Genomic DNA, 13,044 nt, shown 5'->3' with positions numbered 1-13,044 from the left:
CCAGGGCGCTCCGTTAGGAGGCCTGGCCGAAGATGTCGATACGGTCGCCCTCAGCAAGGGTCACGATCGCGCGCTTGGTGTCAGCGCGCTTACCGAACCCCGTGCGGGTGCGCTTGCGCTTGCCCTGGCGGTTGATCGTGTTGACCCCAGTGACCTTGACCGAGAAGACCGCCTCGACGGCCTGCTTGATCTGGGTCTTGTTGGCGCCGGGCGCGACGACGAAGGTGTACTTGCCCTCGTCGAGGAGCGCGTAGCTCTTCTCAGAGACGACCGGCTTGACGAGGACGTCACGGGGGTCCGTGAAGCTCTTGCTCAGCGGCGTCTCAACGGTGTTCTTGCCCTCGGTGGCGTGGCGCTTCGCCTTGGCGACGCGCGCGGCCTTGGCGGCCTTGGCCGCCTTGGGGGCGATGCTCGGGTGACGCGTAGCCATCAGGCTTCGCTCCCTTCGGTCTCATCGGCCTTGGGGCCAGACACGAAGGACTCGAAGGCGGCCTTGGTGAAGACCACGTCGTCCGAGACGAGCACGTCGTACGTGTTCAGCTGGCCCGGCTCCAGGATGTGCACCTGGGGCAGGTTGCGGGCGGAGAGCAGCGAAGTCTCGTCCGCGCGGTCGATGACCAGGAGCACGTTCTTGCGCTCGCTGACCTTGCCGAGCAGCGTCTTCGCGGCCTTCGTGGAGATGTCGCCCTCGACCACGTTGGTGACAACGTGGATACGAGCGTTGCGGGCCCGGTCGGTGAGGGCGTGGCGCAGGGCCGCGGCCTTCATCTTCTTCGGGGTCCGCTGCGAGTAGTCACGCGGCTGCGGGCCGTGGACGACGCCACCGCCTGCGAACTGCGGCGCACGGGTCGAACCCTGGCGCGCGCGGCCGGTGCCCTTCTGGCGGTACGGCTTCTTACCACCACCGCGGACTTCACCGCGGCGCTTGGTCTTGTGCGTGCCCTGACGGGCAGCTGCCAGCTGAGCGACGACGACCTGGTGGAGAAGCGGGATGCTGATCTTCTCTACGTCGAAGATCTCCGCGGGGAGCTCGACCGTCCCGGCCTTGTCGCCTGCCGGCGAAAGGATGTCAATGGTGCTCATCGGTTCCTCAAACCCCCTTGGCCGCGGTACGGACCAGGACGAGGCCACCGTTCGGACCGGGAACTGCGCCCTTGATGAGGAGCAGGCCCTTCTCCGCGTCAACGGCGTGAACGGTCAGGTTCTGGGTGGTGACCCGCTCGTTGCCCATACGCCCCGCCATGCGGAGGCCCTTGAACACGCGACCCGGGGTGGCGCAGCCACCGATCGAGCCCGGCGAGCGGTGCTTGCGCTGGGTGCCGTGACCGGCGCCGAGTCCCTTGAAGTTGTGACGCTTCATGACACCGGCGAAGCCCTTGCCCTTGCTCTTGCCCGTGACGTCGACCTTGACGCCGGACTCGAACACCTCGGCAGTCACCTCCTGGCCCAGCGTGTACTCGCTGGCGTCAGGGGTGCGGATCTCCACCAGGTGGCGGCGGGGAGTTACGTCGGCCTTGGCGAAGTGACCCTTGAGGGGCTTGTTCACCTTGCGAGGGTCGATCTCGCCGAAGGCGATCTGGACCGACTCGTAGCCGTCGGAGTCATTCGTACGGACCTGGGTAACGACGCAGGGCCCGGCCTTGACGACGGTGACCGGGACGACACGGTTGTTCTCGTCCCAGACCTGGGTCATGCCGAGCTTCTCGCCCAGGACGCCCTTGATCTGCTTAGTCATCTGTCCGCGCCTCTCAGAGCTTGATCTCGATGTCGACGCCGGCCGGAAGGTCCAGGCGCATCAACGAGTCAACGGTCTTGGGCGTCGGGTCGAGAATGTCGATCAAGCGCTTGTGCGTGCGCATCTCGAAGTGCTCGCGCGAGTCCTTGTACTTGTGCGGCGACTTGATGACGCAGTACACGTTCTTCTCAGTGGGCAGCGGCACCGGGCCTGCGACCGACGCACCAGTGCGAGTCACCGTCTCGACGATCTTCTTCGCCGAAGAGTCGATGACCTCGTGGTCGTAGGCCTTGAGCCGGATGCGGATCTTCTGTCCCGCCATGGCTACTTGGTAGTCCTTTGTCTCGAACGCTCTGGCTCCCGGGAGGCCCTTTTTTCTACTTCCTCCGACCCACGCGGTCGGGCGTGTCGCAGTCCCGCTCACGGAGATTTCCCGAAGGATTTCCCTGCTAGGGGCTGCGGCCCAGATGACCGCCGGTCCGGGGGAAGAAACCCACCGGGCGCCTGGCCGAGCCTCCGCGCTGCACTTCCCGAAAGATTCCCGTACGTCCGCTCCAGCGCTGCCTGCGGGCTTTTTACGACCGTTTGACAGATGGGGCGACGAGTACTGTGGGACTCGCTTTCAGTCCTCCCGGCGGGAGGCGCACAGCATCGGCACTCAACCGAGCAACCCCGACAGTCTGCCATACGGGGCACGGGCCTGGCCAATCGAAGCTTGAGAGAGTACCTCGCGGACAGCGGCGGTCAAACCCGGGGCTCGGACTCCACGGGCCCCGGCGCGCGAGCACCGGCCTGGGGGGCCGACTCGCGCGACTGCTGGTCTCGTACGGTGAGTGCCCGATTACGGTGCGGTCGGGATCGATGATCTCGTGGCTTGACCGCGGCCAGCGCTCCGAGCCGGGCGCGCGCCTGGCCCGGGACCGCCCGCAGAGGAGTCAGACCTCGCGGGCGTACGCCACGGAGTCCGCCCACCCCGTGCCGCCCACCGCGGCCCGGAGTCCTTGTGCGGTCTTGGAGTCGCGGACGTGGACCGCGCCGCCGACGCGGCGACCTCGACGCAGTCACCCTCGCTGCCGTTGCTGCTGTAGCTGCTCGTGCGCCGTCCCAGTTCCGCGCCGGAACCGCCGAACTCCCGTGCACCACCCGCCACTTCAGCGCCCAACTCTCCCCCATGCCCCGCGGCGCCCGCCTCGCTCGCCTACTCGCCACCGAGCAGCTCCGCTCGTGGGGGCTGCCGCTGGACCCGGCCCGCCAGATCGCCGCGGAGCTGTCCGCCAACGCCGCAGCCCACGGCCTTCCCCCGGGCGCGGCTTCCGTCTCGCGCTCAATGCGTCCCCCGACACCCTCCGCGTCGAGGTCACCCACGCCCGCTCGAGCGTCTCCCCCGCGCCCCAACTCCCGGACCTAGACGCCGAATCAGGGCCCGGCCTGATCCTCGTAGAAGCACTGGTACAGCGCTGGGGAGTGACCGAGGACCGCTTCCCCCGAAAGACCGTCTGGGCCGAACTGAGCCTCACGCTACTGGAACCCGCCCCCTCATTGCTCCGGTACCACTGGCGCGGTGCGCCCTGCGCCGCTCACGGGGCGGAGGCCCGGAAAGCGAACATCCGTCCGTGCGGGTACCTCGCGAGCTGAGCGGGTGTACGAAAGGGGTGCGGACGTACGACGGTGGCCTCTACGGTCTCGTGCCATGGCGACAGTGGCGGGGACCGAGCGGGGCCAGGAGACCGGTGGCGGCGGGCATGCCCGGTTCACCTATCGGCTGCGTGTGTCTTCCTCCGCCTGTGCTGGTCTGTTGGCGGAGTGGAGCCGGTGTCGCTGGGTGTGGAACGAGTGCGTCGCCAAGTCCAAGCAGACCCACGAAGCGAACAAGACCCGGCCCGAGGGGGCCGCCAAGCAGACCTGCGGTCCGGCGCAGCTGGACCGGATGCTGACCGAGGCGAGAAAGCGGACCACCTGGTTGAGGGAGGGCTCTTGCGTTCCGCAGCAGCAGGTCATCCGGGACTTCGGTAGGTCGCGGGCCAAGGCGCAGAAGGACGTAGGGGCCGGTGGGCCGGTCGCGAGGCGAGCTGGGATGCCCCGGTACAAGAAGAAGCGTGAGGCGCTGCCGTCACTGAACTACACCACGCGGGGGTTTCGTCTCAGGGACGGCCGTCTGCATCTGGCGGGCGGAATCGTGCTGCGGCCGGTGTGGTCGAGAGAGCTGCCGGACGCGCCCTCCAGTGTCCGGATCTACCAGGACAGCCTCGGTCACTGGTACGCCTCCTTCGTCGTCCCGGTCAAGGTGCAGCCGCTTCCCGCGACCGGCACGGTGATCGGTATCGACTGGGGCGTGATGGAGACCGCGACCACAACGTCGGACACCCACGATCTCCCGCACGCTGGGTACGGCATGAAGGCCCGGGCCAAGGTGGGCCGGTATGACCGGATGATGGCCCGTCGCAAACCGGCCAAGGGCCACCCGGCCTCGAAGGGATATCAGGAGGCCAGGCACCTGCGCGCGAAGGCGTACAAGCAGGTCGCCCGCCAGCGCCAGGACACCGGCAGGAAGTGGGCGAAGAAGGTTGTCCGGAACCACGACGCCCTCGCGGTCGAAGACTTCCAGCCGAAGTTCCTTGCCAAGAGCACCATGGCCAGGAAGGCTGCGGACGCCGCCATCGGCGCCACCAAGGCAGCCCTGCTCGAGATGGGCCGCAAGCACGGCCGTGCCGTGCATCTGGTCCACCCCGCGTACACCACGATGGACTGCGCGCAGTGCGAAGCGAGAGCCAAGCACGTACTGCCGCTGGGGATGCGCACCTACACCTGCACCGCCTGCGGAGCCGAATCCCCCAGGGACAAGAATTCCGCACGCGTGATGCTCATCCGGGCTGGTCTCAACCCGGCTGGTATTGATCGCGGAAGACCCGGCCAGGCGCTGCCTGGCCAGGCAGCGTGAGCCAGGAATCCCCTCCCGTCGGGGAGCGGAGGATTCAAGGTGATCGGCAACCACCCTCCCCCCGCAACCGCCCTCGCCCCCTCCTCGCCGTCCCCTACCCCGCCTACCCGGCCCCGCCCCTCTTCCCGCAGTCCACCGACCTCCTCACCGACCTGCGCCACTACGACCCCCGCCTCCTCCTCACCACCCACGACACCGCCCACCTCGCCCCGGCATCGCCGCCTGGCTGGAACGCGACGTCGCACCCACCGCGGTACGCCACGCCCTCACCCACGATCTGCCACCCGAGGGCCCGCGCCGCCCAGCCGCCCTCCCTCGCGCACCGCCTGACAGCGCTCCTCCCACCCCCGCCCCCGTTCCACGGCCCGCCGCCCGCCCGGCATCCGCTCCAGAACTGCGATGCCTGCGACCGTGCCTTCCGCTCCCCCGAACCAGGCCGTTGCCACGACTGCCGCAGCCATCCATACACACATTGACCAGGGGAAACACTCAGCAATGTTCGCGTCTCATCACCCCGCGAGCCCATGAGCCCCGCCCCGAGCACACCCCGGACGCCCTTCGCGCTGCCCTCGGCGTCGTGGCCCCCGCGCAGGATCTGGAGCATGAAAAGGCGACTGCCGCCCGTGAAGCACTGCGCGAGCTGAGCGTGGTCCTTGATGAGGCCATGAAGGCAGCGCACCGCGCCACCGGCCTTTCTCGTCGAAGTGGAGCGTAAGGCCGAATAATTGGTCAAGGCAGCCGAGGCTGCTGTACGTGCGCGGCCGCAGTCACGAAGACGTCGATTCGAAGGGCGGGGACATTACCGTCCCCGGCGGGATGTTCCGGTACCAGATCGTCGTACGCAGCGAATGCGTCTACGTCATCCAAATGACGCACCTTGGCTTCTGAACCCCGAGTTCTCGAAGTTGGCGAATGGGGTAAATCCCCCCACATGCCCGACAACAGCACATCCAATACTGTGGCCATTCGCGGCTGTAAGGCTTGCTGTTAGCCTCCTGAAGGTTGAGTTAGCTGTTTGCTATCGGGGGGTTTGCGCGTGACGCTCATTATGGCGGCCGCTGCGATATACGGCGTGCTGCAATTGGCTTTGCTGGCGTCACCGGTGCGGTCGCTGAAACTCACCACAGTTCTGGTGACGGTCGCGGTCGGCGTGTACGGCAGTGGCGTCATGGCAGTGCTCATCGAATACATCTACGCGCGCGCCGCCATCTCGAATCCGGGCCAATCGCTGACCGAGGCGATGGGGAACGGCTCCTACACCCTGGTACCCGTGGTCGAGGAACTCGCGCAAATCGCCCCGCTGGTGCTGGCAGGGGTGAACCTGAAGATCCGATCCCAGCTGGGCTACACCGACTTCGTCCTCCTGGGCGCGGCGACCGGCGCCGGACTCGGCCTCCTGGAGGTCCTGCTCTCGCACATGCTGGATGCCCAGCGGGCCTTCCCACTGCCGGGCGGCGGGGGCTGGATGCTGTCGGGCGGGATCGGCAGCATCGGCAAGGGCTCCCCCTACATTCCCGACTGGTCGACCGTGCTGAGCACTTGGCTGCCGAACTCGTTGGGCACCCTGGACTTCAGCTTCACGGAGACGAGCCTGGGCATCAACCTGCACCTGGTCTGGGGGGCCATCGACGGGCTGGGCGCGGCTGTGCTGTTGCGGGCGCGCGGCTGGCGCCGGCTGCAGGGCCTGCTGCCCCTGGCGTACGCGATCGGACACCACACACTGTTCAACTACACCGGCGGCGGGTCGGGCGGTGCCGGGTGGGCGAAGACTCTGTACAGGTTCCCCGACGCCCTCCTGGACTGGGCGCCCTTGGTCTGCCTGGCGCTCGCCATGGCCCTGGACTACGCGGCGATACGCCGGGGCCGCGGCGCCATGCCCGCCATCCTGCTGGACGCCGAACGCGTTGAGGGCCGCTCCGGCCTTGCCGCGCTGGGCGGGTTCGCGGCCTGGCGCGTGCCATGGAGCCTGCTGATCGCGCTGCGCTTCGCCCGCATGCGCAGGTCCCTCTGCTATGCCGCAGGACGCGTTCCCCCCGAACGCCTGGAGAGCCTGCACGCCGCCGTCGCGAACACCGCGGCGCGGATGAACGCCTCCAACCACGAAGGCGCCTGGGAGACGGCCCGGGTCCGCAGCCTGCTCAAGTCGGCTCGCCGCCTGCGGCCTTGGCGGCGCCGCTGGCCACTGGTGGTCATCCCGCTGATCCTGATGACACCGACGCTGCTCTTCCTCGGAGTGGGCTCGTTCACGTCCACAAAGGATCTCCAGAAGTGGTTCACCACCGGTAACGGCCCGCGGATTCTGCTGTGGTTCGGTATCACGGCCCTGGCCTGGACGGTGCTGCAGCTGGTGCTCCTGCTGCGCGCCTGGCGGAAGTCGAGACAGCAACCGCTCGCCGAGATCGTCGCGCTGATACGGCTGCGCGTGTGGGCGGCGGCGGGATCGATCCTGACCGGAGGCCTGCTGCTGTTCGTCCACTACCGCCAGGGCGAGCCGCTGGACGGGGATGCCACCGGCCCAGCGGCGATGCTCCTGGCATTTCTGGAGGACCTTGAGCTGTATCTGGGGATCGCCTTCACCATCCTGGCTCTCTTCGGGCTCCTCATGCTTTTCCCGCCCGCCGGGTTGGCCCTGGCCGGCGGTGGTGTGGCCGCGGGTGCGGCGGGATCCCCGGGAGTCGCCGAGGTCAGCGTCCTGGGGGTGTCTGGTATTGCCCTCATGGCGCACAGCGGTGGGGGCAGTAGCGACAGTGGCGGGCCGTCGAGTTCGGGTGGCGGGAAGAGTGGCCCCCCGCAGTGGTTGCGCGACAGGTGGAAGAAGGGTGACCAGTTCAACAGGGACAACTGGCACCGCTATCCCGCCAATGAGATCACGCTGGAAAACGGCAAGCGACTGGACTCATATCGCCCTGGCAAGGAGATCGTGTCCCGCAAGCTGACGCAAATATCCGAGATCAAGAAGAGCACTTTCAAGAATTACATGCGCGAGATAACCCAGAAGTACAGCAGAGGCACGAAGATTCCCGACACTCCAAAGGCGCGCAATGAGTTCCCGAAGCTGATCGGGAAGCCTTTGAGGGGCGAGTACTATTTGGAAGTTCCAGTGCAGTCTGAGGCTGTGCCAGACTGGGCCCTCAAGGAAGCGATGAAGAGCCGCGTGATCATCCGAGACATAATCGGTCACGTATACCGACTCCCGAAGGGTTAGGTCAAGAGGGAATGATCTGGATCTACTGCGAGGATTGGAACACCCTCACCGAGGAGCCGATGGAGCCGCTGAAGCCCAAGGAGGCTCAGGCCCGCCACTCTTCCGGAGAGCTGTACACAGCCGTCGCCTACCCCTCAGAAGGCTCAGCTCCAGAACTGCGCGTGCACATCCGGCTCGAAACAGGCTACGCCGCTGTTGTCTTCATGGATGGCTACGGCCGCACATCCCTGGAGTACACGTTCACTGTTATCGACGGGTCACTATTCCTTGAAACAGTGACCTCGTACGAGTACGGAAACTCTGTCGAACGCGGCGGATACGCGGACTCCGAGCGCATGGAATCCTACGACTTCACGCCTGACGGAATTGTGGTCCAGGAGATCGAGATCGGAGACGAAGTCTCCAGCGAGAGTCGTCGGAACATCGACATGACCAGCAACTGGGAGCCGATCCCCCAGTTCGGCGCCTACGACTCCCTGATCCGACGCGAGCGATGACCGGCCGCGCCCGCTGAGCGAACCCCGCCGAAGATCACGCTCCTGGCCTGCGGCATCCAGCCGAGCCCCGGGTGCGGCAAGCACGCAAAAGGGCCCGCACGACCGAAGTCGTACGGGCCCTCCCGTTACTGCGTGTACTGCGTGTACTGCGATGCTCTCAGTTCAGAGCAACCGGGTTACCCCGATCCGCAAGCAAGCGAGAAGCTTACTTGTTGATCTTGGTGACCTGGCCGGCGCCGACGGTCCGGCCACCCTCACGGATGGCGAACTTCAGGCCCTCTTCCATCGCGACGGGCTGGATGAGCTCAACGGTCATCTCAGTGTTGTCGCCCGGCATGACCATCTCGGTGCCCTCGGGGAGGGTCACGACGCCGGTCACGTCCGTGGTGCGGAAGTAGAACTGCGGGCGGTAGTTGTTGAAGAAGGGGGTGTGACGGCCACCCTCGTCCTTCGACAGGATGTAGGCCTGGGCCTCGAACTCGGTGTGCGGCGTGACCGAACCGGGCTTGATGATGACCTGGCCGCGCTCGACGTCCTCGCGCTTGATGCCACGGAGGAGCAGACCGACGTTCTCACCGGCCTGGCCCTCGTCGAGCAGCTTGCGGAACATCTCGATGCCGGTGACCGTGGTGGTGGTCTTCTCGGTCTTGATGCCGATGATGTCGACGGTCTCGTTGACCTTGAGGATGCCGCGCTCGATACGACCGGTGACGACGGTGCCACGACCGGTGATCGTGAAGACGTCCTCGATCGGCATCAGGAACGGCTTGTCGACGTCACGCTCGGGCTCCGGGATGGACTCGTCGACAGCCTTCATCAGGTTGAGGACGGACTCACCCCACTCCTTGTCGCCCTCGAGCGCCTTGAGCGCCGAGACCTTGACGACCGGCAGGTCGTCGCCCGGGAACTCGTACTCGGAGAGGAGCTCACGGACCTCGAGCTCGACGAGCTCCAGGATCTCCTCGTCGTCCACCATGTCGGCCTTGTTCAGGGCGACGACGATGTACGGAACGCCGACCTGGCGGGCCAGGAGCACGTGCTCCTTGGTCTGCGGCATCGGGCCGTCGGTGGCGGCGACCACGAGGATGGCGCCGTCCATCTGCGCGGCACCCGTGATCATGTTCTTGATGTAGTCCGCGTGACCCGGGCAGTCGACGTGCGCGTAGTGACGCGTCTCCGTCTGGTACTCGACGTGCGCGATCGAGATCGTGATACCGCGCTGGCGCTCCTCGGGAGCCTTGTCGATCTGGTCGAAGGCCGAGGCCTCGTTCAGCTCGGGGTACGCGTCGTGCAGCACCTTGGTAATGGCGGCCGTGAGGGTCGTCTTACCGTGGTCAATGTGACCGATGGTGCCGATGTTGACGTGCGGCTTAGTCCGCTCGAACTTTGCCTTCGCCACTGAATCCTCCTGCGGAGTGGTTCTGTACGCCTTGCTTCATCGGCGCCAGGTGATCTTTGCTGGGATGCCCGGGGCCCGGGGCACCCGACCCGAAGAGGGTCGGAATGCCCCGGAGACTCCGGAGTCAAGCCTAAAGCGTGAACTCGGGTGAGTTACTCGCCCTTGGCCTTCGCGATGATCTCCTCGGCGACGTTCCGCGGAACCTCGGCGTAGGAGTCGAACTGCATTGAGTAGCTTGCGCGACCCGACGTCTTGCTGCGGAGGTCTCCGACGTAGCCGAACATCTCCGAGAGGGGCACGAGGCCCTTCACGACGCGAGCGCCGCTGCGCTCCTCCATGGCCTGGATCTGGCCACGACGGGAGTTGATGTCACCGATGACATCGCCCATGTAGTCCTCGGGCGTGGTGACCTCGACGGCCATCATCGGCTCGAGCAGCACGGGCTTGGCCTTACGCGCGGCCTCCTTGAAGGCCTGCGAACCGGCGATCTTGAAGGCGAGCTCGGAGGAGTCGACCTCGTGGTAGGCGCCGTCGAGAAGCGTGATGCGAACACCAGTCATCTCGTAGCCCGCCAGGATGCCGAACTGCATGGCCTCCTGCGCACCGGCGTCCACCGACGGGATGTACTCCCGCGGGATACGGCCACCGGTGACCTTGTTCACGAACTCGTACGAAGCGTCGCCGCTGTCGATGGGCTCGATCGCGATCTGCACCTTGGCGAACTGACCGGTACCACCGGTCTGCTTCTTGTGGGTGTAGTCCACGCGCTCGACGGCCTGACGGATCGTCTCGCGGTACGCGACCTGGGGCTTGCCGACGTTCGCCTCGACGCGGAATTCGCGCTTCATGCGGTCGACGAGCACCTCGAGGTGAAGCTCGCCCATACCACCGATGATGGTCTGGCCGGTCTCCTCGTCCGAGTGGACCTGGAAGGAGGGGTCCTCCTCCGAGAGACGCTGGATGGCTACACCCAGCTTCTCCTGGTCACCCTTGGACTTGGGCTCGATGGCGACCTGAATGACCGGCGCCGGGAAGTCCATGGACTCCAGGATGACCGGCTTCTTGTCGTCACACAGCGTCTCACCGGTGGTGGTCTGCTTCAGGCCCATGACGGCGACGATGTCGCCGGCGCCCACCGAGTCGATCTCCTCACGCTTGTTCGCGTGCATGCGGTAGATCTTGCCGATGCGCTCCTTCTTGCCCTTGACGGAGTTCAGCACCGCGGTGCCGGCCTCCAGGCGACCGGAGTAGATCCGGACGAAGGTGAGCTTGCCGAGGTGCGGGTCGCTCGCGATCTTGAACGCGAGAGCCGAGAGCGGCTCCTCGTCCGAAGGCTTGCGCTTGACGACGGTCTCGGGGTCCTTGACGTCGTGGCCCTCGATGGCCTCGACGTCCAGGGGCGAAGGCAGGTAACGCACGACCGCGTCGAGCAGGGGCTGGACGCCCTTGTTCTTGAACGCGGTGCCACAGAACACGGGGGTGACGGTGGTGTCGCCGCCCTTGCCCGAGGCGATGGTGACGCGGCGGATGGCCTCGTACAGCTGGTCCTCGGTGGGCTCCTGGCCCTCGAGGTACAGCTCCATCATCTGCTCGTCGTTCTCCGCGACGGCCTCGAGCAGCTTGCCGCGGTACTCCTCGGCAGCCTCGGTGTGCGTGTCGGGGATGTCGACGATGTCGTACGCCTCGCCCATCTTGGTCTCTGCGGACCAGACGAACGCCTTCATGGTGACGAGGTCGACGACGCCCTTGAAGTCAGCCTCTGCGCCGATGGGCAGCTGCATGACGATCGGGGTCGCACCGAGGCGCTCGACGATCATGTCGACGCAGCGGTGGAACTCGGCACCCGTACGGTCGAGCTTGTTGACGAAACAGATGCGCGGGACGCCGTAGCGGTCCGCCTGACGCCACACGGTCTCGGACTGGGGCTCAACACCGGCGACGCCGTCGAACACCGTCACGGCACCGTCGAGGACACGGAGCGAACGCTCTACCTCGACGGTGAAGTCGACGTGGCCCGGGGTGTCGATGATGTTGATGGTGTGGTCGACATCGTTCAGCGGCCAGTGACAGGTGGTGGCAGCAGAGGTGATCGTGATGCCACGCTCCTGCTCCTGCTCCATCCAGTCCATGGTCGCGGCACCGTCGTGGACCTCACCGATCTTGTACGAGACACCGGTGTAGAACAGGATCCGCTCGGTGGTCGTCGTCTTGCCCGCGTCGATGTGGGCCATGATGCCGATGTTGCGCACCTTGGCCAGGTCAAGTGAAGTGGTAGCCATATCGGCTCAGTCTTCTCTCGGTCTCGATGTGGGTAGCGACTACCAGCGGTAGTGCGCGAAGGCCTTGTTGGACTCGGCCATCTTGTGGGTGTCCTCACGCTTCTTCACAGCGGCACCAAGGCCGTTGGAGGCGTCGAGGAGCTCGTTGAGGAGACGCTCGGTCATCGTCTTCTCGCGACGGGCGCGGGAGTAACCGACCAGCCAGCGCAGGGCCAGCGTGTTGGCACGACCGGGCTTGACCTCGATCGGAACCTGGTAGGTCGCACCACCGACGCGGCGGGACTTGACCTCGAGGGTCGGCTTGATGTTCTCGAGCGCGCGCTTGAGCGTGATGACCGGGTCGTTGCCGGTCTTCTCGCGCAGGCCCTCCATGGCGCCGTACACGATGCGCTCGGCGGTGGAGCGCTTGCCGTTCAGCAGCACCTTGTTGATGAGGGAGGTCACCAGAGGAGAACCATAGACCGGGTCGATGATGACCGGGCGCTTCGGGGCGGGGCCCTTACGAGGCATTTCTACTTCTCCTTCTTGGCGCCGTAGCGGCTGCGGGCCTGCTTGCGGTTCTTGACACCCTGGGTGTCAAGGGAGCCGCGGATGATCTTGTAACGAACACCCGGCAGGTCCTTCACACGGCCACCACGCACGAGCACGATGGAGTGCTCCTGCAGGTTGTGTCCCTCACCCGGAATGTAGGCCGTGACCTCGATCCCGGAGGTCAGACGCACACGCGCGACCTTACGGAGGGCCGAGTTCGGCTTCTTCGGGGTGGTCGTGAACACACGCGTGCAGACGCCGCGGCGCTGGGGCGAACCCTCGAGTGCGGGCGTCTTGTTCTTCTCGACCTTGTCCTGCCGGCCCTTCCGGACCAGCTGCTGGATCGTAGGCACTACTTCTCCGGTTTCTGTGTGCCGAATAGTAAAGCTAACCTGGAACGTCGCCGACCCACGCGGTCGGGTGTGTCGAATGCTGCAGACTCCCGCCGCAAGGCGAGGAG

General features: G+C 66.1%; 11 protein-coding genes and 2 pseudogenes. 5 read left to right on the top strand and 8 right to left on the bottom strand.

The annotated features are described in order from the left end of the window. Window positions 1-13: 13 nt before the first annotated feature. From rplW to rpsJ, 4 genes are read right to left on the bottom strand one after another with little or no spacing between them, the layout of a single operon-like run. Complete coding sequence (gene rplW, locus E5671_RS27920) at window positions 14-430, bottom strand: 50S ribosomal protein L23 (protein ID WP_160506660.1); 417 nt, start codon at window positions 428-430, stop codon at window positions 14-16. Then, window positions 430-1,083 (bottom strand): 50S ribosomal protein L4, encoded by a 654-nt coding sequence (gene rplD, locus E5671_RS27915; RefSeq protein ID WP_160506659.1) that lies wholly within the window; start codon window positions 1,081-1,083, stop codon window positions 430-432. The genes rplW and rplD overlap by 1 nt, the downstream gene beginning before the upstream one ends. A gap of 7 nt (window positions 1,084-1,090) precedes the next feature. After that, window positions 1,091-1,735: a 50S ribosomal protein L3 gene (gene rplC / locus E5671_RS27910; RefSeq protein ID WP_160506658.1), complete on the bottom strand. Its 645-nt coding sequence runs from the start codon at window positions 1,733-1,735 to the stop codon at window positions 1,091-1,093. 13 nt (window positions 1,736-1,748) lie between these two features. Then, a complete protein-coding gene (rpsJ, locus tag E5671_RS27905) occupies window positions 1,749-2,057 on the bottom strand; it encodes a 30S ribosomal protein S10 (RefSeq protein WP_003948644.1) in 309 nt (102 codons plus the stop codon). Window positions 2,058-2,906: 849 nt separating this feature from the next. Here rpsJ and E5671_RS46440 point away from each other — a divergent pair. The 5 genes and pseudogenes from E5671_RS46440 (at window position 2,907) to E5671_RS27880 (ending at window position 8,375) form a co-directional block, all read left to right on the top strand. Continuing rightward, window positions 2,907-3,370 (top strand): annotated as a pseudogene (locus tag E5671_RS46440) (ATP-binding protein). Between the two features lie 55 nt (window positions 3,371-3,425). After that, entirely contained in the window at window positions 3,426-4,673 is a 1,248-nt protein-coding gene (locus E5671_RS27895) for an RNA-guided endonuclease InsQ/TnpB family protein (protein ID WP_160506657.1), read from the top strand. Between the two features lie 71 nt (window positions 4,674-4,744). Further along, window positions 4,745-5,149 (top strand): annotated as a pseudogene (locus E5671_RS27890) (helix-turn-helix domain-containing protein); the annotation flags it as partial. 560 nt (window positions 5,150-5,709) lie between these two features. Next, window positions 5,710-7,878 (top strand): hypothetical protein, encoded by a 2,169-nt coding sequence (locus E5671_RS45500; RefSeq protein WP_202121283.1) that lies wholly within the window; start codon window positions 5,710-5,712, stop codon window positions 7,876-7,878. An 11-nt stretch (window positions 7,879-7,889) separates the two neighbouring features. Then, a complete protein-coding gene (locus E5671_RS27880) occupies window positions 7,890-8,375 on the top strand; it encodes a hypothetical protein (RefSeq protein ID WP_160506656.1) in 486 nt (161 codons plus the stop codon). Window positions 8,376-8,580: 205 nt separating this feature from the next. Here the strand turns inward: E5671_RS27880 and tuf are convergent, their stop codons facing one another. The 4 genes from tuf to rpsL form a co-directional block, all read right to left on the bottom strand. Beyond that, window positions 8,581-9,774 (bottom strand): elongation factor Tu, encoded by a 1,194-nt coding sequence (gene tuf, locus E5671_RS27875; protein ID WP_160506655.1) that lies wholly within the window; start codon window positions 9,772-9,774, stop codon window positions 8,581-8,583. Window positions 9,775-9,926: 152 nt separating this feature from the next. Then, window positions 9,927-12,053: an elongation factor G gene (gene fusA / locus E5671_RS27870; RefSeq protein WP_160506654.1), complete on the bottom strand. Its 2,127-nt coding sequence runs from the start codon at window positions 12,051-12,053 to the stop codon at window positions 9,927-9,929. Between the two features lie 39 nt (window positions 12,054-12,092). Continuing rightward, the gene (gene rpsG, locus E5671_RS27865; protein WP_003974303.1) at window positions 12,093-12,563 is read right to left on the bottom strand and encodes a 30S ribosomal protein S7; all 471 of its coding nucleotides are present in this window, start codon (window positions 12,561-12,563) and stop codon (window positions 12,093-12,095) included. Between the two features lie 2 nt (window positions 12,564-12,565). Further along, window positions 12,566-12,937: a 30S ribosomal protein S12 gene (gene rpsL / locus E5671_RS27860; RefSeq protein WP_003948652.1), complete on the bottom strand. Its 372-nt coding sequence runs from the start codon at window positions 12,935-12,937 to the stop codon at window positions 12,566-12,568. Window positions 12,938-13,044 lie beyond the last annotated feature (107 nt).

The organism is Streptomyces sp. BA2 (assembly GCF_009769735.1).
GTDB lineage: Bacteria > Actinomycetota > Actinomycetes > Streptomycetales > Streptomycetaceae > Streptomyces.
Note: the sequence above shows the minus strand (reverse complement) of the source record. Positions and strands in the feature narration are given on the sequence as shown.

Coding starts and splice junctions, on each gene's coding strand:
- rplW (WP_160506660.1), bottom strand. CDS start 430: ATGGCTACGCGTCACCCGAGCATCGCCCCCAAGGCGGCCAAGGCCGCC.
- rplD (WP_160506659.1), bottom strand. CDS start 1,083: ATGAGCACCATTGACATCCTTTCGCCGGCAGGCGACAAGGCCGGGACG.
- rplC (WP_160506658.1), bottom strand. CDS start 1,735: ATGACTAAGCAGATCAAGGGCGTCCTGGGCGAGAAGCTCGGCATGACC.
- rpsJ (WP_003948644.1), bottom strand. CDS start 2,057: ATGGCGGGACAGAAGATCCGCATCCGGCTCAAGGCCTACGACCACGAG.
- E5671_RS27895 (WP_160506657.1), top strand. CDS start 3,426: ATGGCGACAGTGGCGGGGACCGAGCGGGGCCAGGAGACCGGTGGCGGC.
- E5671_RS27880 (WP_160506656.1), top strand. CDS start 7,890: ATGATCTGGATCTACTGCGAGGATTGGAACACCCTCACCGAGGAGCCG.
- fusA (WP_160506654.1), bottom strand. CDS start 12,053: ATGGCTACCACTTCACTTGACCTGGCCAAGGTGCGCAACATCGGCATC.
- rpsG (WP_003974303.1), bottom strand. CDS start 12,563: ATGCCTCGTAAGGGCCCCGCCCCGAAGCGCCCGGTCATCATCGACCCG.